16 protein-coding genes and 1 tRNA gene are annotated in these 19,162 nt (G+C 45.4%); 2 read left to right on the top strand and 15 right to left on the bottom strand.

The window, feature by feature from the left end:
- Positions 1 to 27 precede the first annotated feature (27 nt).
- Together rluF and RSX24_RS31345 are read right to left on the bottom strand one after the other, a co-directional pair.
- A complete protein-coding gene (gene rluF, locus RSX24_RS31350) occupies positions 28 to 729 on the bottom strand; it encodes a 23S rRNA pseudouridine(2604) synthase RluF (RefSeq protein ID WP_343262790.1) in 702 nt (233 codons plus the stop codon).
- An 18-nt stretch (positions 730 to 747) separates the two neighbouring features.
- Positions 748 to 3,096, bottom strand: coding sequence for a PAS domain S-box protein (locus tag RSX24_RS31345; protein ID WP_343262789.1), 2,349 nt, complete (start codon positions 3,094 to 3,096; stop codon positions 748 to 750).
- A 332-nt stretch (positions 3,097 to 3,428) separates the two neighbouring features.
- On the opposite strand from RSX24_RS31345, the gene tadA reads away from it, so the two are divergent.
- Positions 3,429 to 3,929 (top strand): tRNA adenosine(34) deaminase TadA, encoded by a 501-nt coding sequence (tadA, locus tag RSX24_RS31340; protein WP_343262788.1) that lies wholly within the window; start codon positions 3,429 to 3,431, stop codon positions 3,927 to 3,929.
- Positions 3,930 to 3,961: 32 nt separating this feature from the next.
- A complete protein-coding gene (locus RSX24_RS31335; protein WP_236421482.1) occupies positions 3,962 to 4,531 on the top strand; it encodes a GNAT family N-acetyltransferase in 570 nt (189 codons plus the stop codon).
- A gap of 67 nt (positions 4,532 to 4,598) precedes the next feature.
- Here the strand turns inward: RSX24_RS31335 and RSX24_RS31330 are convergent, their stop codons facing one another.
- The 13 genes from RSX24_RS31330 to guaB form a co-directional block, all read right to left on the bottom strand.
- On the bottom strand, positions 4,599 to 5,639 hold the full coding sequence (locus tag RSX24_RS31330) for an ABC transporter substrate-binding protein (protein WP_236421481.1): 1,041 nt from the start codon (positions 5,637 to 5,639) through the stop codon (positions 4,599 to 4,601).
- Between the two features lie 100 nt (positions 5,640 to 5,739).
- Positions 5,740 to 6,609 (bottom strand): helix-turn-helix domain-containing protein, encoded by an 870-nt coding sequence (locus tag RSX24_RS31325; RefSeq protein ID WP_343262787.1) that lies wholly within the window; start codon positions 6,607 to 6,609, stop codon positions 5,740 to 5,742.
- Between the two features lie 154 nt (positions 6,610 to 6,763).
- Positions 6,764 to 7,858 (bottom strand): hypothetical protein, encoded by a 1,095-nt coding sequence (locus RSX24_RS31320; RefSeq protein WP_236421479.1) that lies wholly within the window; start codon positions 7,856 to 7,858, stop codon positions 6,764 to 6,766.
- Positions 7,859 to 8,118: 260 nt separating this feature from the next.
- Positions 8,119 to 8,274: a small acid-soluble spore protein P gene (locus tag RSX24_RS31315; protein ID WP_236421478.1), complete on the bottom strand. Its 156-nt coding sequence runs from the start codon at positions 8,272 to 8,274 to the stop codon at positions 8,119 to 8,121.
- 23 nt (positions 8,275 to 8,297) lie between these two features.
- Positions 8,298 to 8,474, bottom strand: a complete 177-nt coding sequence (locus RSX24_RS31310; protein WP_236421477.1) for a hypothetical protein — start codon at positions 8,472 to 8,474, stop codon at positions 8,298 to 8,300.
- A gap of 25 nt (positions 8,475 to 8,499) precedes the next feature.
- Positions 8,500 to 8,841, bottom strand: a complete 342-nt coding sequence (locus RSX24_RS31305) for a hypothetical protein (protein ID WP_236421476.1) — start codon at positions 8,839 to 8,841, stop codon at positions 8,500 to 8,502.
- Between the two features lie 531 nt (positions 8,842 to 9,372).
- Complete coding sequence (locus tag RSX24_RS31300) at positions 9,373 to 10,959, bottom strand: hypothetical protein (protein WP_343262786.1); 1,587 nt, start codon at positions 10,957 to 10,959, stop codon at positions 9,373 to 9,375.
- Entirely contained in the window at positions 10,956 to 12,254 is a 1,299-nt protein-coding gene (locus RSX24_RS31295) for a hypothetical protein (RefSeq protein ID WP_343262785.1), read from the bottom strand. Before RSX24_RS31295 ends, RSX24_RS31300 begins: the two co-directional genes overlap by 4 nt.
- A gap of 583 nt (positions 12,255 to 12,837) precedes the next feature.
- Positions 12,838 to 12,926, bottom strand: a tRNA-Ser gene (locus RSX24_RS31290).
- Positions 12,927 to 13,075: 149 nt separating this feature from the next.
- Positions 13,076 to 14,359: a serine--tRNA ligase gene (gene serS / locus RSX24_RS31285; protein ID WP_236421475.1), complete on the bottom strand. Its 1,284-nt coding sequence runs from the start codon at positions 14,357 to 14,359 to the stop codon at positions 13,076 to 13,078.
- Positions 14,360 to 14,622: 263 nt separating this feature from the next.
- Positions 14,623 to 15,216 (bottom strand): pyridoxal 5'-phosphate synthase glutaminase subunit PdxT, encoded by a 594-nt coding sequence (pdxT, locus tag RSX24_RS31280; RefSeq protein WP_236421474.1) that lies wholly within the window; start codon positions 15,214 to 15,216, stop codon positions 14,623 to 14,625.
- 248 nt (positions 15,217 to 15,464) lie between these two features.
- Positions 15,465 to 16,853 carry a D-alanyl-D-alanine carboxypeptidase family protein gene (locus RSX24_RS31275; RefSeq protein ID WP_438286910.1) on the bottom strand — a complete coding sequence of 463 codons (1,389 nt, stop codon included), beginning with the start codon at positions 16,851 to 16,853 and terminating at the stop codon, positions 15,465 to 15,467.
- 459 nt (positions 16,854 to 17,312) lie between these two features.
- Positions 17,313 to 18,770 (bottom strand): IMP dehydrogenase, encoded by a 1,458-nt coding sequence (guaB, locus tag RSX24_RS31270; RefSeq protein WP_236421473.1) that lies wholly within the window; start codon positions 18,768 to 18,770, stop codon positions 17,313 to 17,315.
- Between the last annotated feature and the right edge of the window lie 392 nt (positions 18,771 to 19,162).

Below are 19,162 nucleotides of genomic sequence, written 5' to 3'. Positions count from 1 at the left end.
CAGGGCTCGTACGGATTTCCGGCTACGTCACTCCAGGTGATAGTCGAGCATGCGGCCCAGTTCCTCTTTCTCATCGGCACTCAGCTCTCTCCATACCCCTGTAGCTTGTTCGCCCAAATGAATGTTCATGATGCGGACGCGTTTAAGTCGTTTAACCTCATAACCAAAGGCACTGCACATCCGGCGTATTTGGCGATTCTTCCCTTCGGTTAAAATAATGCGGAATACTCGCTCCGATATTCGGGTTACTTTGCAGGGCAACGTCATTTCTCCCAAAATGCGCACGCCCGTGCTCATACCTTTCAAAAAACTCGTCGTCACTGGACGATCGACCGTCACGATATACTCCTTTTCATGGCGGCCCTCCGATCTCAGGATCCGGTTAACGATATCCCCATCGTTGGTCATTAGAATCAGACCCTCCGAATCCTTGTCCAAGCGGCCGATCGGAAAAATGCGCTCTTTATGACCCACGAAATCAACAATGTTGCCGCGTATATGCCGCTCGGTCGTACTCGTAATGCCTACCGGTTTGTTCAGGGCAATGTACACATGCTTCCGTTTCTCCCGAATGGGCTTGCCATTAATCCGGACATCATCGCCCTCTTCTGCCTGACTTCCAAGCTCCGCCTTCACTCCATTGATGGTCACTTTTCCGCTTTCCACCAATTTATCGGCTTCACGTCTGGAGCAATAGCCGGTTTCACTAATAAACTTGTTAATACGCAAAAGCTCATCTCACCCCATCTAATTCTCTTTGTCTGCCAAAGGAGGCTGCTCTTCCTCATCTTCTTCCTGATGTTTCTCCTCTTGCTGTTGCAGCCCGGAAGAAGGAAGCTCAATGATTACGGTAGTCCCTTTGTTCATGACGCTTTTAATATCCATCATGCCCTTATGGGATTGAATGATGCGCTGGCTGACCATTAGACCAAGACCCGTGCCGGTCTCCTTGTTCGTAAAGAACGGCTCACCCAGCTTGGGCATAATCTCTTCAGGAATACCGATGCCCTCATCCTTGATTTCGATTCGCACCCGCTGCTGTTCCTCCATATACTTCAGCTTGATCCGAATCGCCCCACCTTCAGGCATGGCCTCCATGCCATTTTTGAGCACGTTAATAAATACCTGCTTCAGTTGGTTCTCTTCACAGTGTACCATAGCCGATTCGGACGAGGCATTCAATATAAATTCAACGCCGTGCAAATGCGCCTGGCTGTCGAGCAACGAGATCACGTCTCCCAGAATGAAGCGAATATCCCGGTCCTGAAAATGCACAGCCTGGGGTTTGGCAAGAATCAAGAACTCGCCCACAATCAAGTTGATTCGGTCCAATTCGGATAACATCAGGTCCAAATGGCGATGGTTCAACTTGTTCGTCTGTTGTTGGAGCTGCAAAAATCCGCGCAGCGTTGTTAACGGGTTGCGAATTTCATGCGCCACACCTGCGGCGAGCTGGCCAACGGTCGTCAGCTTCTCCGAGCGTCTTAGGAGCTCTTCCATGCGATTTCGGTTGGTAATATCTCGCGATACACTGATGAGCGCCGTAATTTCCCCTTCCTCGTCTCTCACCGGAGCTGTACTGACGCTAACTTCAACCCGGCTTCCATCCTTCTTCATCCACACCGTCTCATTGGACGTAATGGATAATCCCTCAACGAGTTGGGCATGCTGCTCCATCATCTCTTCCTCCGCATCCGGAGGAATGATTCTGAGCTTACGTCCCTCTACCTCCCGGCTCTTCCATCCGTATAACTGTTCGAAGGCCCGATTGACCCTAAGCACATTACCTTCCAGATCGGTAATGTGTATGGCATCCGCAGTCTGATTGATGACGGATTCGAGGTGTTCCTTTACGGCCCTGTTTTCCTCATACATCTGCTTGAGGCGATTCGTGTAATGTCCGAGATTGCGAATCATGGCATTGATCCGGTTGGCCAACTGTCCCAGTTCGTCTCTCCTTCGAATTTTGAGGCGGAAGTCGAAATGCCCGTCGGCAACATCGTTCACCTTGTCCAGAATGGATTGAATCGGACGCGTAATATACCCTGCCAGCAAATAACTGCCAAAGATCACAATCTCCAGCAGAACCAGGGAGATTGAGGCATGGCTGACCAACTGTTCGGAAATCATGGAAGAGATCTGCCTATAGTCCGTGACGATGCTGATAACGTATGAGGACTGATTCGGCGCAAAGATCGGAATAAAGCTTTTGAGCACTTTTTGACCACGCGCTTGGCTCACGAAGGTGACGTTCTGGCCTGTGCGTACGGCTTTGACTACGGCTCGATGATCTTCTTCAGCAGTGCCGTACTGGTACGTGCCGAAACGGATGGGTTTATTATTGAGCTTGTTGAACTTCTCGTCTCTCCCGTCCACGTTCATGGTTGGACTCCCGAAGGTCAGAGGGTTGATTCCGGTAATTTCAAGAATGGAAGGATTGACCTCTCTGATTTTGTTCAGTATCTCATTCGGGCTAGAGATCTTCACATAGTCATCAACTTCGGCGTTATTATAGAAGGGATTGATTATGTAGTTTCTCTTGCCATCATGATAATAGCCCCATATATCTACATCCGACGGGCTTGAAGTGGAGTACTCGAAACCGTCTGACCAGAAATGGTCCTTCGTTTGACCTTGCGGAATCGTAACTTGATGTTTATCGAACAACTGCTTGAATGCTTCATACCAATAACTCATTGATTTGGTGGACAATCCAATCTCCCTTGGATCAGAGGAACGGGTGACGACAATATCGTCCGGGGTTTGCTCCAACAGCGAAATATGGGAAACGCCGACCTTTTGGCTCAGGCGAACCAGTTCTTCATTTGTGATATTATTAATATCCGGGTCCAGCTCTTCGGCAGCTATGATGGATGCAAGCCACAAATTGTTGCCGATTTGCCGTGTGACATAATTCGAACTGTACTGGTTCTGTTCGACAGCGATTGCAATCTGCTTGGCCGTGAGCACCATTTTCATTTCACTGTCCTGTCGCAGGTTTTCTTCCGTAGTATAATAATTTAGCGCGATGTTCAAAACGAGTATGACAAACACCGAGCACGACATGATTATGGATAACTTCGTTTTGATAGACAAATTTTTTGTTCACCTCTTGGCTTGTACCTTTGGCGATATATGGCAAATACTATATCCATCATAACGGTTGATTGGGTATTTGAAAAGGAGAATTGACCACAGTCCAAAAGTTACCGTTTGGGTCATCAGGTCGAAATTCATTGTTTTTTGTCATTTTCGCATCTACAATAAAATCAATCATGATTTTATACACAAATCCACAGGCTTGTGGATATCCTGTTTATAACTATGTGAGCAACTACTCTGTTATCCACAGACTTATACACAACATGTTAACAAACGAATGTTTGTTCTCTTACATTGTTCTCTTCTGGAAGGAGTTTGACTAAAGCATGTTTGATCATTCTATCCCTACTGACTTCTCATCCTATTCCGAGGAGGAGCGGCATCAATTCTGGATGCGGGAAGCCATTGCCGAAGCACGTCAAGCCGAAGCGCTGGGGGAAGTTCCGATCGGTGCCGTCATCGTTCAAAACGATCGTATTGTTGGACGCGGTTACAACCTGCGGGAAACCACTCTCGATTCAACCGCTCATGCGGAGATGGTAGCCATTCGGCAAGCCAGCGAAACGATTGGTGCTTGGCGCCTATTGGACTGCAGCCTGTACGTTACGCTGGAGCCTTGTCCGATGTGTGCGGGAGCTATTGTGCAATCACGGGTGCCGCGCGTAATTTTCGGTACTGCCGATCCCAAGGCCGGTTGCGCTGGAACGTTGATGAATTTGTTGCAGGAGCCTCGTTTTAACCATCAAACCGAAGTCATCGCGGACATTTTGCAGCCGGAATGTGCCTCGCTTTTAACTGAGTTTTTCAGGCGATTACGCAAAAAATAACACTGGTTTATTTATGAAAGGACGTGCTGTATATGCCTCTGACCCTTTATGATACCCCTAACGGGATCCGCATGCGTTTGCTTACCACTTTGGATGCTGAGCCCTATTTGAACATGATCCGGGTTACTCGTGTCCCCTACCAAGCTGTGGAACCGATCCGAGACGACGAGTTTTACACATTGGATGCCCAGACCAGGCGTCTTGCAGATCGAATGAACGCGGCCGAACAAGGAACGGGGTATCAATTCGGGATTTTTTCATTGGGCGACGATGCCCTCATCGGTCAAGTGAGTCTTAACAACGTCGTTCATGGCGTTGCCAACTATGCGGATTTGGGTTACTTTATTCACCCCGACTATCAAGGCGGCGGACGAATGACTGCGGCTGTCAAGCTGGCTGTAGCGTATGCCTTCCGGGCATTAAAGCTGAATCGTGTTCAAGCCGCCATTTTGCCTTCCAACATGGGGTCGCAGCGCGTACTGGAGAAGAACGGCTTTCAGGCCGAGGGCATCGCCCGTAAATATCTCAAAATCAACGGCGAATATCAGGATCACCGGATTTATGCCATTGTTGCTGAGGATCTGCCCGAAGAACACGAATGATCTTGTGAGGACATAAAAAACTGCACCCTCAACACAGAAATGTTGGCAGTGCAGTTTTTTTATGACGTTATTCGGCCTGAGCCGCATGGACGATCGCTTCTACTCCGTAATTTTTGCTAATAGGACCAAATCCGAATGCAATCTGTCCGTTTATTTTATACACATGTCCATTTCGGACGGCTTTGAGCCCCTTCCAGACAGCACTTTTTTCCCACTCATCGGAAACTGCCGGCAATGACGGGTCTTCCATATTGAAGTATCCCAGGAAGAGATAATCCGGATCGAGCTCAGCCAGCCCCTCCAGCGTTAACTCTCCAGCCTCGGTCGATGGCGGTGTCAATCCCAGACCTTCATAATACTCGGTAATATAGTCTTTCCCTTGCAGGTAAGCTTGTTTCTCCCGAATTTGCAGAAAGGCAACCGTGCCATCCATCGATGCCAACTTGTTCTTGCCCTCGGCCAGCTTGCCGTCAAAATCACTGATGTATTTCTGCGCTGTCTCTTCTTGTCCCAAAATGTTACCGAACTCGTTAATGGTGGCACGCCACTCCTTGAAAACATCGCTTTTGGTCTCATCTATAACAATGGTCGGAGCGATCTGGTCAAGCTGCTCGATAATATCCTTGTTGGTCTCGCTTCCGGCAATGATCAAATCGGGATCATAGGCGAGCAGTGCTTCCAGGTTAACCTGCGTATTTTCACCTACCACTTCGATCTGTTTCTTTCCTTCGACATATGGTTTATAAATATCGCTATCCAACAAAGATTGGTTCTTCGTAAATGGAAGCGTGATGGCGATCGAATCCAGCTCAAAAACCAACAGATCATCACTCAATCCCCAATGAGCGAGAGCTACCCTTTTCGGCTGCTGTTCCAACGTTACGCTTCCACGAGCATCCTGAATCGTACGTGGATAAGTTACGTTTGCCTCTTCCGTCGATTCCGGATCCACCGAGGTTTTCGAGTTTTCGGCCTTCTCGTTAGCGCTCTGTCGTGTATCTGTTTGCGTTTGACCCGATTCCGATTGTCCCGAGCAAGCCGCCAGCATGAAGACCAAAACGATGAGAGCAGCTAATAATCCTCTATTTTTATACTTTTTTCTGTACATCCGTATTATTCCTCCAGTGTGTATCGCACTCGAATATGATAACAATTATCATTATCAATTATACGGATGAAGCTTGTTTATACAATGGATATCGTCCGATTCAGGATGGATTTTTCCCTTCCCTACCCTTCTTTTTTATCTCGGAAGGCGCCAAGCCCATATGCAATTTGAAAACCCTGCTGAAGTAATACGGGTCTGCATAACCTACCTTGGCCGCAACCTCCTTTACGCTATAGTTGCCTACTTCAAGTAGTTCCCGTGCCCGATTCAAGCGATATTTAGAAAGGTAGCGCATCGGACCCATTCCCGAATACTGTTGAAATCTGTGAGAAAAATATTTGGATCTCATCCCGAACCTCGCCGCCAAGCCTTCCAGTGTCAACGGCTCCATGTATTGACGATGAATAAACTCCTGCGCCGCATTCATTATTCTGCCGCTCTCCCGATTCCGGGTGTTCCTTGATGCGCGCAGCACCGATTCGAGCAAACGATAGAACAATGTCTGTTTCTCCAACTGTTCCATATGCCCCGGCTTCGCAGCTACTTCAAGAAGGGCCAGCATCAGCTCTGCCTGCAGGCTCACCTCAGAGTCGTTCTGATCCATATTGATTTCCTGGATCATATGCGTATGGGCCGGATAACCCTCTCCCTCCATTAAGGATACTGGCATATAATGAATTAGTACATATTCGAAGTCTTCTTCCCCAACCTGAATTTCCAAATTCATATTCAAACCACCAATAAAGGAATTCCCGGGCTGTAGTGAAAGCCTGCACAGTTGGCCCTGAATATCCGTAAAACGAAATTCCGCCCGACCATTAAGCACCAAGAGCAATGCGCATTTCTCGGTTCGCTTTTCTTTGTGGCCATCATAGTATCTTTCTGCTTCCAGTAACGTGCGATAAACACCGTAAACACGAACAGGATGCCGGGCGAATTCCAGCGCAAGCTGTTCATCTCCAAGGGTCATGCTTGCCTTCTCCTTCCTGTTTCGTTGCGTAATATTGTTTTTATTTAGTTTATCTCTCGCCTTTCCCATTTGTATAGAAAAAAACCGCCTCCGTTCAAATGAAGAAACACTCCTTCATTTTACGAAAGACGGTTTGTTTTTATTTCAGATAGGCTTAGTAGCCGTAAGAACTATTCATCAGTTCTTCCAACTCATCCATTTTGATGACGTCATCGCCAGAAGGGATGTTAATTTGGAATGCTGGTTTTTCATTGATTTTCGTATACGTATTCGATGCGGTAAATGCAAGTTTGATTTCATCCTTCGTATCCGGATCTTTGATCAGAACGTCTGCATTCATTTTTTGGTATACCGGGAAGTCTTGTTTATCCAGGGCAAAATCAATGTTGAACGCATTGATGGTCAGTACATCTTTCAGTTTATCCAGATCCTTTTCCATCTCCGCTTTATCTTCCTCGGTCAGTTTCAAATCCGATTTAGCTTGATCGATATCTTCTTGCGTCAGTTGCAGCACTTCGCGATATTCGTCTTTGGAAATAATGTCGATCACTTTAGGCAAAGCTTTGGTTACCAATACGGTAACGGCTTCCTTCACGTTGTCATTGTTTACCGTGAATTGAACCACTTGTTTTGCATCTACGCCTTCAGGCAGTTTTGCATCCTTGGTGTCGAGGTTTTTGAAAAACTTGTTTTGGTCATACTCGCTAAGTACGGCATCCATCAATTCGTTGCTCAGCTTTTGCGTTTTGGCCGCATCCATCGCGCTTGGGTTCCATTCGGTACCCTCCTGTTCAGCAAGCTGCTTCAGGTCAATCTCGACAAATTTGTTTACCAACGTTTCCGGAATCGGCAAGAACGGAATGCTTGGAACCTTAACATACATTTTCTCCGCAGTTAAGACCATCGGGATGTTGAACGTCATGCCCATGTCGCCTTTAAGCTCGATGCCTAAAGTCATTTCGGTTTGCATTGGCTCAGCTTGGTATACACCCGTAATATTCAGCTGGGCATCCTTCAGCATGCTCATGAATTGAGTTACGGTCGGATCCTGCGTCGATTGGTCCTGTGGTTTATAGCTCAGTTCGTTAATGGTAAAGTTGGATTTCATCTCATACGAAGTCAGTTTAGATGCGTTCGCTGCTGCTGTTTTTAACGCTTCTTTCGGTTCTTGTTTGCTGCTGCATGCGGTTAATGCCAAAGATACCGTCAACAGCAATGTAAGAAGAAGCGCCCCCATACGTTTTGTCATTGATTTGTTTCTCTCCTCTCGTGTGTCTGCCCCCAAAAAAGCAATTCAAGTTCAATGATAAACCATAAATTGAAAAACGGAAACACATTTTGGGAAATTTGTGTCCCAACACGGAAAAATAGCTAGAAAGACCTATGTTAGGTTTAGGCGCGCACCGTTACCATCCCAAGGTATATGTATTAATACGCAAAAACTCTGGTTAGGTAACCAGAGTTTTATGTCTTGCTAAATATATAAAATCCGTTATATTTTGATTCTGCCTAGCCTTCAGGATTCAAGTGACCCACATGGTTCCGGTTTTTTACTTTTTTCGACCCGGATAATGGCTCTTGCATGGTCGAATCCTTGCGTGAATCCCGATGATTTTGTCCGGAATCTTGAGCTTCGGGTACGGGCACAGCCTTTGGTTTGCTCATATGGTTACCTCCAGTACAAGAGATTAGGAATGGGATGGGTCCATGTCTTCCGTTTTATCATGATTCAAGGAATCCTGATGGCGACGGTCGTTGGTATCCTGCTGTATCTGTTGGGCATGATGGCTATTGACGACAGTCTGCTCCAGATCGGCGGCAACGTTTTGCAAATTTTTGTCCACGCCTGCTTTGGCTTTGCTCAAGTTCCTCACTCCTTTGGATCACAAGTTATCGGTTCGTTTTCGACTGCAAAGACTGGGCACATTCATGGATGTGACGTTTATAGTCGTAAGCTAGTTCTTGTATGGATTCGGTGCGCTCATCGGTAGTTCTGCCATCCCGTTCAACGTCCACGAGCTGGACCTCGACTTCACGCGAGTCCACGTAAGCACATTTAAAGTCGAAGGAATACATCTGATGCCCTGCCGTCTCGATGTGTATGCGTATCGCTTGCTGATCGGCTTCATCGGCCATTACCTGTGCCTGATCGCCTACATTCAAGACCTGGGGCAGCACTTCCTGCCAAGCGTCCACAAGCTCATTTTGATCCATGTTCAACTCGCGGTTCATTATTGACCACCTCCACCCCTATAAGTTGCGGCGTTAAGCATGTTTTTATGCATCTGCTTCGAACGCGTTAGGAATCAACAGATACCAATTTCAATCCAAATAAAAAAACGTTCTCTCGACGTCATTAGTATCAAAAAAGGATTCAGGCTTACGCCCAAATCCTTGTCATTCATAAGTTGGCTGAGAGGGTGGAATTCGAACCCACGTGGGCTTGAATCCTAACGGTTTTCACCCCCCTCACTATAGAACACCGCAATTCCTTGCGTTGATTAACTTTATAATACTTCATTGTTACGACGTCTAAGCTTATCATAATTGGTAAGAACCCTTAGATTCATTGATTTTAGTATCTTTTGAAGCGTGCTTTATTATTAATTTCTAATTCTATAGTTAGCAAACCAAAAAACAAGCAGGAGCTTCAGTCTAATAAAACTGGACTTTTTTAGTGCTAATTCGGAACAGGTGAAAAAACTGACATTCAATACATTAATAATTTAGAAGAAAATGGAGGAAAGTCACCCATTCTCAATTCTATTTCTTTTTCAATTCTTCGATATTTCTGTCTATAGCATCGTTTATGGCTTTCTCTAAAAAATCATCCCATGTATTGCAACTACTTATTTCTCTAGCAAACTCATCGAGCTTTTCAGAATCCATTCTTATTATATCATTGTAAGATTGAAATTTGTTTTCTTTTAATAACTGCCCTAAATCTTTGTATTTTGTATTATTACTCATAAATACATTATTCAGGTAAACTAAAGGTCTCTCTTTAATTGTATTTCTTACATCTTGAGTTTTATTTTCTAATAAATCATTTTTAGGGTTGTATCTCAAAGTCTTAGCATCCAATAATGGTTGAAACTTCTTATTAGAATCCTCCTTCTTTGCCAATTCTTCTTTTTGCTCTTGCTGCTTTAGGGTTATTTTTTGAAAAGTGTCCCTCGACACACCTTTACCACTGTCGTTTTTGGAGGTCGAATTATCCCCCCTTTCAACTTTTGGTAAAATCATTGCCCATTCAAAGCCAGATGTTTCTTTTAAAAAGGCAAATATATTTTTAGCAACCTTCATCTTCTCCTCTGGGTATGCATCTCTGAGCATGCTTCTATATTCTATATCGGAAAAATTTTTCCCCTTTAAGCCTTGCTCAAAAAGCAGGAAGTCTATTGTCTGGGGCAAATCTATATACCAGCGAGGATTATTTATAGCTCTCTCAACTAAACCAATCAAACTATAGGCGTAAGTCGGTGCGGGCATTTCTCTAATATTCACCATTTCTTGTTGAGGGAACTTTGCATCAGGGTTGTAGGAACGGAATACTTCTTTTGACAAGTTAATTGCTGATTGCATCAACGAAATTACTTGTGTTGGCTGAAACTGTCCATATGTCAGTCTATTTATTATTCTCTCCGCTCTATCTTCCACACTTAATAAAAATGTATCTTCACATATCCAAAGTAATTGTAAACTTACTAAAACTATTAGTTCACAAGCAAGATATCTCCAAAAAATAAATCTATCTGCATTCTTATCATCAATTTTCAGCTGTTTTAATGATTTATCTAAATAACTAAATGCAATATTGATACAAGTATAGGGGTCATCCCTCAGGTATAATTTTCTTACAGTTTGCCAGTCACGTTCTGCTAACTTATCTAATTTAATTACTTTATTAATCGAATCAAATATCGGTTTATAAAATACTTCATCAGCAACCCCATAAGATCCCAGAGGCGTTGAAGAAATTTCATTAATTTTATCACTAGTAACAATTCTTACTTTTTCTTTTAAAGCAAAATTGATGATTTCAGAAGAAACCTTAGGCAAAGAAACATACACATCGTCAGCTTTAGAAAATTCCCCCAACCCTTTAGCCCAGAATACTCTTTCATAAGGTTTAGAGCGTTGTTTATTCTTACAATCGCATATAATACGATGCCCTTTAAAGGGCATCGTAAAATATATACCTACTACATCAACATCTGTAGCATCTTGGTTAGCAGGACCTGAGTGTACTGGAATAGAACGTCTTGTCAAGTACCCTTGGCCTTGAAAATAGCCAGTCACTGCATACTCTAGGGAGAAACCCTTTTCTCCACTTTTTTTAGTCGTCATTCGCTCAACCCCGTCCTTACCGTATTTAAAAGTAACGCTCGTGCATTTGCTACAGAAGCAGTATCCTGTGCTTCAATTTGTTTTCTTCTAACCTCTGGTGTAATGTATGAGTTCGGTTGTTTCCTCATGAACTCTTCTACGTTAACTTCACTTTCAGGAAGCAGCTTATTATGGTTCAATAACTGTTGAACCATCGTTCCAACTTCCATCTGACGAAGCTTCATGTAAAATTGTCCGCCCCCGGCAGGACTAGTCTCAATAACCCCATCCATTTCTAACAACTGATAGTCTTGTCCGATAGCTGTACATTTTCCTACCCATTCTCCACGACACAATTTATTGACAATCCTCATCATCTTTTGTTGAGTAGAAATTCTTCCCCTACCTGATACAGATTCTGTCTGTCCAAAACGCAAGCAACTTAGCAAGACCTTTGCTTTATGAAAGACATCCGCTGAAACAGGAAATGTATTACCAATACCTTGTCCTTTCGACTGAGGCGCTGTAAAGTAAGTCGCTTCTCCAAAAACAGAGCGAACGGTAATCCCGTCAAGCAACCCTACTCCTTCCATTAATTTTATTATAGTAGGGTCAATATGTTCAGGAATTGCCGAAGAGAGAAATCCAGGAGTGTCCATTACGAGATTCTGGACCTCTTCAACCATTTGCCTTTTTTCCCGTTCTAATCCACGAATGGCTTTAGCTACTTTAGAAACATCTCCGCTAAAGGCATATTCGTTGTAAAAAAGCTTTTCGCTTTCCACATCACTCGTTTTTACCAGCCCAAGAGCTGCCTGCAATTGAAGAGTGGTCGTTGCTGCCTCTTCATCCACTCCTTGCGTTGTAAGCATCTCTGCAACCTCATCTTGGTAACGAGGACGTTCATAAGTAGCTTGCAGTCCTAGAAGACTTGCTTCTTCATGTCTTCCCGGTTCAAAACTATCATAAATATTAGCAACCGTATTCAGAGCATCTACTGCAGAAAAACAGTAGATTTCAAGCTCATGAATCTTCCCTAAAGAATCAATATTGTAATCAATTTTCTCTACCAATTTAAGCGCATCTAAATGAGCCTTGATTTCAACTGCTGAAATTCCCGACTGTCTCGCAAAAACTTTAGCTTTCTCAAAAGATATAATCTCCTGCTTGTCTGCAATCAAACGACTAAGAAAATTTCCAGCTTTCCCAGCCTGGGCAGTTGCTTCGAAATATGATAATTCAGCAGCAGTAGATTTTACTTGAACAAGATGATTAGCAGAGTTCACGAGCCATGTTCCTTTTGTTAAGTTGTCCATAGTTAACTCCCTCTTTTAACTTATTATTGCATATAGCAAGGCATTAAATGCCTATATTATGTGATGTACTAGATGTATACTATTTATCTTAATTCAAAAGTCTTTTTTAGGGAATCCAATTTTTAACAAGTGATTTTCGGAAGTTTTTATGAACTGGACATCTCTAAAACATGTTCCTCCATAAATTTATATCCTTTAACTTACGGAAGTCTGAACGAGTTTAACTTATATATTCTAAGTATTTCTGATAAGATGCTTATCTAAAGTGCAGGAGAGAATATTCGCCGGAGCTAGAAAGTCAGGGCTACGCAGGGTCACACACAAACTCTGGTTTACTTAGGGTGTTTCTAAGTCCGAAAAAGTAGGCCGTTTACTAACCGTTGGAGACTGTCTAAAATTGTACTTTCTTCGCCCGTTCTTATGCGGTGTTTCTCCATTTCTGGAACTCATATTGAGTACCTCCCGTCAAATTTCCCTCTAACGGTCACGAACACAAAAAACGCACAAGACCGCTATTCAACAGTCAAGTGCGTTTCAATCATAATCACCGCAAAGCCCTATGCGGCGTGTTATAAGTATAAGTTGGCGGAGAGAGTGGGATTCGAACCCACGTGAGCTTGCACTCTAACGGTTTTCAAGACCGCCCCGTTATGACCGCTTCGGTATCTCTCCAGGTTATAAAGAACTATAAAGTTGCCACGAAACATATCATACCACATCATTATATGCGGAAGCAACCCTTTTACTTTGCTCCATGTGGGATTAAAATCCGGCGTTTTATTACGAAATGTTACGCCGGATCCCCACTTGGTTTTTATTGCCTACGAACGGCGGGTGATTACGCTAATGCCTCCCATATAAGGGCGAAGAACCTCAGGGATCACAACCGAACCATCCTCTTGCTGGTAGTTTTCCAGGATTGCTGCAAGGGTACGGCCAACCGCCAGACCGGAACCATTCAAGGTATGTACGAATTCCGGCTTCGCTTTAGCCTCCCTGCGGAAGCGGATGTTGGCACGGCGTGCCTGAAAATCCTCGCAATTGGAGCAAGAAGAAATTTCACGGTACGTATTGCTCTCCGGCAACCATACCTCTAGATCGTACGTTTTGGCAGATGTAAAGCCCATATCCCCTGTGCACAACGTCAAAACACGGTAAGGGAGCTCAAGCAATTGAAGCACGCGCTCCGCATTTTGGGTCATTTTCTCCAATTCCTCATACGAGGTTTCTGGCGTCGCGAGTTTGAGCAGCTCCACCTTGTTGAACTGGTGCTGGCGAATCAAACCGCGTGTATCTCGACCAGCGGAGCCAGCCTCGGAACGGAAACAAGAGCTGTACGCCACGAAATGCTTCGGCAGATCTTCCACGTTCAAAATTTCTTCGCGATGATAGTTCGTGACGGGAACTTCCGCTGTCGGAATCAGATAATATTCGGTATCTTTCAGTTTGAACAAATCTTCTTCGAACTTTGGCAACTGGCCTGTACCAAACAAGCTATCTCGGTTGACGATATAAGGAGGCAAGATTTCTTCGTATCCATGCTGATCGCTGTGCAGATCCATCATGAAATTGATCAGTGCACGCTCCAAACGTGCTCCAAGCCCTTTGTAGAAAGTAAACCGGGAACCTGTAACTTTCGCAGCCGCTTCAAAATCAAGGATGTTCAGCTCCTGCGCAATTTCCCAATGTGCTTTTGGTGTAAAGGAAAAGCTTTTCGGTTCGGACCAGCGGCGAATTTCCACATTATCCTCTTCGGATGCGCCCACCGGCACGCTCTCGTTTGGAATGTTGGGAATAGCCATGGTCAGGTCATTGATTTGGGCTTCCAGTTCGCGAACCTCTTCATCCATTGCTTTGATCCGATCAGAAACCTCACGCATTTCAACGATGAGTTCATCCGCATTCTCACGGTTTTTTTTGCGTTTGGCCACCTCGGCGGAAACGGTGTTTCGCTGGTTTTTCAACGCTTCGCTCTCCTGCAGAAGCTCGCGGCGCTTGGTATCCAACTCGGTGAACCCCGAGATCAGGTCCAACGACTTGCCGCGGTTGTTAAGCGCTTCTTCCACTCGATTCAATTCATTTCGCAAAATTCTTACATCAAGCACTACTACCCCTCCTAAATCCTCCGCGTAATAAGCCCCTTACTCTTTTATCGGCATTATTAGGGAGCCCTTATAACTTCGCTTTTCATGGAACCAAAAAAACAACCTTTATCTCCCGGTGACAAGATACCCCACGCTGCGATCCCCGCTTTGTCTCATCAAGCAGATACGGGCAACATCAGGCATCTGATCACATACAATTCCTGAGCAATGGCATAACCATCACAGGGGTGATCGATATCGGGAGATCATAGGTTGTGCATTATTTATTCATGGTTAGGTACAGCATTCTTAGCAGAACGAGCCATGTCTACAAAATAAGCATGCAGACGATAATCGTCCGTAAGCTCCGGATGATAGGAACATGCCAGCAAGTTCCCCTGACGAGCTGTGACGATTTCGTCGTTATAGGTGGAAAGCACATTTACCCCTTCCCCTACGCTTTCGATCAAAGGCGCGCGTATAAATACGGCCCTTACCGGTCCTTCAATGCCTTTGACAGGCAGATCTGTTTCAAAGCTCTCCCTCTGACGACCAAACGCATTCCGGGATACCGTCATGTCCATAAGGCCCAGGTGAGCCTCTTCCTGTCCAGCTATACGCTCTGCCATAACAATCAATCCCGCGCATGTGCCGAAAACAGGCTTTCCTTCAGCTGCAAAAGAACGAATGGCCTCCATAAAGCCGTATTTGCGCATAAGCTTGCCTATCGTCGTACTCTCTCCGCCAGGAAGGATCAGGCCGTCCAATTCAGCCAATTGCTCAACCTGCTTGACAGGTACGCCCTCTGCCCCGGCAAGTTCGATGCTGCGTATATGTTCGGTTACCGCACCTTGAAGTGCCAAAACGCCAATCTTCATTTTCGCATTTTCCTTCCCTTACATGCCACGATCCTGCATGCGCTCGGAAGGGGCAAGTTTGGAGATTTCATTACTGTGGTTAAGCTGGAAAATCATCAGATTATACGTAGAATCCTAACTTGATATTTTACCGGAAAACCAACCAAGTTACAATCCATCCGATCGAATAACACGCAAACGGCTAAAGGCTTATCCTCTGCTGCCACCTTTGCGTAATATTCATTGATGGTTCGGATCGGCCCTGCTCGTTAGAAGAGGTTCTTGATTCCGTCGAACAGATCAACGAAGAAATCTTTAATGGCACGGAAGAACAACCGGAACCATCCGCCTTTTTCCGCGTCTTCTGCCGTGATCAGGTTTACCGTTTTCTCCTGAGGCTCCATGCCGTCCGCTTTATAGGTGTAGGTTACCGTTCCAACCTTGGTTCCTGCTTTGATTGGGGCCACCAGGTCGTTATCGTTCGATACGTTCGTCTTGAACGTAACATCCAGGTTCTGCGTACCCTTCGGAACGACAAAGCTTACCGCATTATCGGTCACGACAGGAACTGTTGTTTCACTCCCCTTTTTAAGAGGAACGGATTCCAGACCGGTTACCTTCGTTTTTGCAGCAACTGCCTGCTTGACCTCAAAATTGTTAAATCCATAATCCAGTACCTTCCGTGTTTCCGTAAAGCGTGCTGCTTCAGAAGTGGTGCCCATTACTACGCTGATGTAACGCAATCCATTACGCTCAGCAGTTCCCGTGAAATTGTTGCCTGCTTTCGTAGTGTGACCTGTCTTCATGCCGTCCAAACCTTCGTAAGCAAAGCTTTTGAAGTTGGTGATATCTTTATTTGCTTCCAGCATCCAGTTGTAGTTAATGATTGGCGCCTTGTCGTTTGGACGGAATTTGTAGGATTGAATCGTCGTAAAATCCTTATAGTCCGGATGGTCTTTAATGATGTATCTGCATAGGATCGCCGCATCATACGCCGACATCACCGTTTCCTTGTCTTCGGCAGGACGGTAATCCTCCGGCATGTCAGCACGGTCAAGACCTGTAGAGTTAATAAAATACGTATCTTTCATGCCCATACGCTGTGCTTCTTCGTTCATCATTTTTACGAACTCGGCTTCAGAGCCAGCGACATATTCCGCCAGCGCAACCGTAGCATCATTTGCCGAGCCTACAGCCATCGCGATGTACAGCTCCTTAACTGTATGCTTGTCCCCTTTGGCCAGAAAAATGCGGGAACCGATACTTTTTGCTGCGTTATCCTTAACCTCAACGACGTCATCCCAGCTGAATTTTCCTTGTTTGACCTGTTCAGCCACGATATATTCCGTCATCATTTTGGTCATGCTCGCAGGTGGCATAGCTTCATTCGCATTCACATTCAGAAGAACTTCCCCTGTGGAGGCCTCCATGAGAATCGCCGATTTAACCTTCAGCCCGAGGGAATCCACGGATGGAATCTGTGCTGCTTTTGCCGTTTGTGTTTTGGTAGCTGCTGCAGTAAGAACCTGACCCGAATTATTCGCTGCCGCCATGACCGGCATGACCGCGGACATGCAGAGCATGTTGACCAGCATCATCGACGCTACGCTTTTTTTGAGCAATTGGCGTTTATTTTTATTCGTTCGTTTAGCTTTCAATGTAGTGAATTCTCCCTTCACATCCGAAGCTGTGGAACAGCTTGAACTGTGATATTTTTTTGCCCTGAACCGTGCAGATGTTGGTGTGAATCTTTTTCTTTGTATATGCGCTGTATCGAAAGAGCGATGCCGTCGCTCTGAAAGTACAAGATCGATCGTCACTTAATCAGCATATCTACATGCTTATGTAGAAGGACATATGCGCTTCATAATGATAAAACAGAAACTGCATTGGTGCCTCTTGATAAGGCCCATGCAGCAAGGACTTCAATAAACGAGAAACCCTTCATAAAAACGCCACAGGCTTGTCCGGGCAATTTTAACAACAATGTCGCTTCGCCCTCGTTTGCCCATGGTCCGTAACCACCCTTACTATTCTATCACAGGGGTATCCGCAAAAAAAGACAAGCCCGGCGAAAATCGCCGAGCCTGCCTTGGGAATAAATGACACCCTTCTGATTACAAGGAGTAGTTAGGTGCCTCTTTTGTAATTTGTACATCATGCGGATGGCTTTCGCGAAGCCCTGCACCGGTAATGCGGATAAACGCCGTATCGTTGCGCAGCTGCTCCAGGTTGCTTGTCCCGCAGTATCCCATTCCGGAACGCAGACCTCCGATCAACTGGTGAATCGTATCCGAGATCGGCCCTTTGTAAGCAACGCGGCCTTCGATCCCTTCAGGAACGAGCTTCTTGTCGTCATCTTGGAAGTAACGGTCCTTACTGCCTTGTTTCATGGCAGCGAGGGAACCCATTCCGCGATATACTTTAAAGCGGCGTCCTTGATAAATCTCCGACTCGCCCGGGCTTTCTTCCGTACCTGCAAACAGGCTTCCCAGCATAACTGCATGAGCCCCGGCAGCAAGAGCTTTTGTAATCTCGCCGGAATATTTGATCCCGCCGTCGGCGATGATCGGTACACCGTATTCGCGTGCAACCGTTGCGCAATCGTATACGGCCGTTACTTGCGGAACGCCGATTCCCGCGATAACACGGGTTGTACAGATCGAACCCGGGCCGATACCCACTTTGACTACCGAAGCACCTGCCTCGATCAAGTCGCGTGTTGCATCACCCGTTGCAACGTTGCCTGCAACAATGGTCAGGTTCGGGAAACGTTCACGCAGTTGGCGAACCGCATCTAGGATATTAATGTGATGGCCATGAGCGGAATCAACCGTAATCAGGTCCACGCCGGCTTGTACCAATGCTTCAGCACGTTCGAACGTATCTTTGGAAATGCCGATCGCTGCGCCGACGAGCAGGCGTCCTTGAGCATCTTTGGCTGCGTTCGGGAATTGAATTGCTTTTTCGATATCTTTAATGGTGATGAGCCCTTTAAGGGTGTTCGTCTCGTCCACCAAAGGAAGCTTCTCGATCTTATGCTTCTGCAGAATCCCCTCGGCTTCTTGCAGCGTTGTGCCGACAGGAGCAGTTACCAGGTTTTCACGAGTCATTACATCATTGATTTTGATTCCGTAATCGTGAATGAAACGCAAATCGCGATTTGTCAAAATACCGACCAGCTTTTGATCGGCATCCACGATCGGCACACCGGAAATCCGGTATTTAGCCATAACCGCTTCGGCATCGGATACCAGGTGATCGGCAGTGAGAGAGAACGGATTGGTGATGACGCCACTCTCGGAACGTTTAACACGGTCCACTTCTTCAGCCTGTTGTTCGACGGACATGTTTTTATGGATGATACCAATGCCGCCTTCCCGAGCGATGGCAATTGCCATTGTTGCTTCTGTAACGGTATCCATCCCGGCACTGATCAAAGGGATGTTCAATTTCACGTTATCGCTCAAACGAACGGATACGTCTACTTCTTTAGGCAGTGTCTCGGATTTCCGTGGCACCAGCAAAACATCGTCGAAGGTCAAGCCTTCCTTACCAAATTTGTCTTCCCACACGCGGGTGTTCCTCCTTAATATGTGCTCTGCTTTACGGTCCAAAATCTGTTGATTCCAGGCTGTATGTTCCTAAAAAGTACGTTACTTAAAAATTTATTATTGCCATGATAGCAAAGCGCTATTTAGACTGTCAAGGAAAACCGCCCTCTTCTATAGGGTGTACTGTCTGTTGAACACATATGTATGTACACTGAGGACAAATGAAAAGATGAGACACATTACCGTTCCAATTGGAATGGTATGTTTGTAAAAATGTACTATATAATAAGGCCTTTTTTTGATGCATAAATTCACTAAATATATCTATAAAAAAATAAAAACCACCGCCGATTACATCGGCAGTGGTTCTTCGCTTGGCGGCTTCCTACTCTCCCAGGACCCTGCGGTCCAAG

Source organism: Paenibacillus hubeiensis (assembly GCF_032334105.1).
GTDB classification, from domain to species: Bacteria; Bacillota; Bacilli; order Paenibacillales; family Paenibacillaceae; genus Paenibacillus; species Paenibacillus hubeiensis.
This window is presented reverse-complemented; position numbering and strand designations above follow the sequence as displayed.